Below are 2,164 nucleotides of genomic sequence, written 5' to 3' on the forward strand. Positions count from 1 at the left end.
CTGCGCTACTGGCCCCTACACCAGCGTTAGCTGCACCCTTACCCTCATGGGCAATCGCACCCGCAAGAAAACAACCATGAGCACCCAAACCAGCAACTATGCCTGGGATGGCAGCTTCGAAGACGATCGCTTCAACTACAACATCGGTGGCATTCAATCCATCGCTACTAGCAGCGCCCAAAACGACAGCGGCCTCTTCGAACTCCGCATATCTGGCGACGAACGCTATCTTCCCTTCGAGGGCGCAGGCGTCATCAGCCAGTGGCGATTAGAGTTGCCCAGTGAATTCAGGCAGTTTGACTACAACACCATTACCGATGTCATCCTCCATATAAACTACACCGCACGAGAAGGTGGGGATGCATTGAAATCAGCAGCTACAGATCATGTGAGAGGCGTTGTTGATCAAACCATTGAAGGCGTATTCCTTATGCGCATGTTCAGCGCCAAGCATGAATTTCCTGGTGAGTGGCATCAATTCCTGCATCCAGAGCAAGAAGATACGCCCCATACGTTGGAACTGAATCTCAATCCAGAACGATTCCCCTTCCTGTTTCAAGGAAAGACAGTGACTATCAATAGAACCACACTCTACTTGAAACTCAAAGAAGCAGACACCGCCCCCGATGCGGTAATTTCAAGCGTCACCCTAACTCCACCGGATGCTCAATCTGGGAATGGTATCAGCTTTGATTCTGCAACCCCTGACCACCCCTTACCCTGGGCACAGGTTGACTCGGAGAGTGAGGTCACAAACTCCAGCACCTGGACACTAACAGCAGAGGACGTTACCCCTGATCAACTTGAAGACATCTTTGTCGTTTGTCAGTATTCCGTATCAAACTGATGGCATATCAAGCCTCTACCGCAACCATCGACAATTTAGACCAGGTCGCTCAGCTAATCGACGACTACGTGCGCCAAAACCTGAACATGCCCTCCTGGCCCTGCTCCCTCGCGACCTTCAAACGTGACTACGCCAGCGGCTGCTTTCGCATGACCGTCATCCACTGCGACCAGAAACTCGTGGGCTTTGCCGCCTGGCTACCTCACTACGACTTGCACCATTGTTCCCATGGCGCGGAATGCATCGATATGTACGTAGACCCCGCCTATCGCTGCCGGGGGTTGGGAGTTGCCCTGTTGTGTGCGATCGCTGCTGAAATCACCAACCTGGGCTGGACTTACATGCGGGGGCAGGCGCTCTCCGGAAAAGCTGCGCGCTTATATGAGCGGATAGCAGTCTGCTTTGGCACTCATGAATACAACGTCAGTGGCAAAGCACTCCGACAACTTGCAAGTTTAGCAGGTAAATCTCCACGAGCAATCCTTCAGGGGTTACCTACACGAGATATGAACTATCAGTCTTAAGCATTTATCCAGGTCTGGCGATTGCTTATGTTTTTTGCTAAATCCCATTGTTGCTCTTGGTGAAAGTAACCTCAAAACATAACAGCGGCTTATCAATACGGCACTGTCGGTATTTAAGCCCTATCGGGTGCTGATATTGGGCGACCGGGAATTTCATAGCCTGAAACTAGACGCTTGGCTTTAGTCTCGGTCTCTATGGTCAACAATGGATCAATGCCATGGAAGTATGGCGTGACTGGGTGCTCCAATGAATAGCACTTAAACCCCATAAACGCCTCTATTTTCATCGCGGGTTCTATGCTCTATCCTTGATGCAGCAAGCGCTCTAAGTGTGTTGTCACCCGTTAAGGATATGAGAAAAGTTTTGGCGTGGAATTGCGATCGCAATCCAGAGGTGCTATCTTAAAGTCGTAATAGTTCTAGTACAGACTATTTGAGCTAGAAGAATCAGTGGATAACTCCTCCTTCGCTTGCACTGCTTGCTGTCCTCTTAGCGATCGCTATTCTGATCTTCACAACTCACATGTCCCTCAAAGTAGAGACCCACCGAGGATCCCTAGGCATAGTCTCTGCCACCCAGGAGACCTCTACGCAGATCCTTACACGCTGACGTTTTTTAGGCTTTTGTACTAACTAAAACAATCTAACTACGAATTACATTACCCCGCCGACCCATGACTCTCCCCACCTTCTTCATCTCCCACGGCGCGCCGGATCTCCCCATCCGCACCGGGCCCACCCAAGACTTTTTGCGCCAGCTCCTGACTAGTCTGCCAGAACAGCCCACTGCTGT

At 50.8% G+C, this 2,164-nt stretch carries 2 protein-coding genes and 1 pseudogene; all 3 read left to right on the top strand.

Annotation, left to right across the window (positions count from 1 at the left end; translation table 11 throughout):
* Positions 1–847: hypothetical protein (locus V6D20_17975; GenBank protein ID HEY9817671.1), on the top strand; the 847-nt coding region annotated here is incomplete at its 5' end.
* Complete coding sequence (locus V6D20_17980; GenBank protein ID HEY9817672.1) at positions 847–1,371, top strand: GNAT family N-acetyltransferase; 525 nt, start codon at positions 847–849, stop codon at positions 1,369–1,371. The genes V6D20_17975 and V6D20_17980, both read left to right, overlap by 1 nt.
* Before the next feature lie 179 nt (positions 1,372–1,550).
* A pseudogene (locus V6D20_17985) lies at positions 1,551–1,700 on the top strand (IS4 family transposase).
* Positions 1,701–2,164: the final 464 nt, after the last annotated feature.

This window comes from Candidatus Obscuribacterales bacterium (assembly GCA_036703605.1).
Taxonomy (GTDB): Bacteria; Cyanobacteriota; Cyanobacteriia; order RECH01; family RECH01; genus RECH01.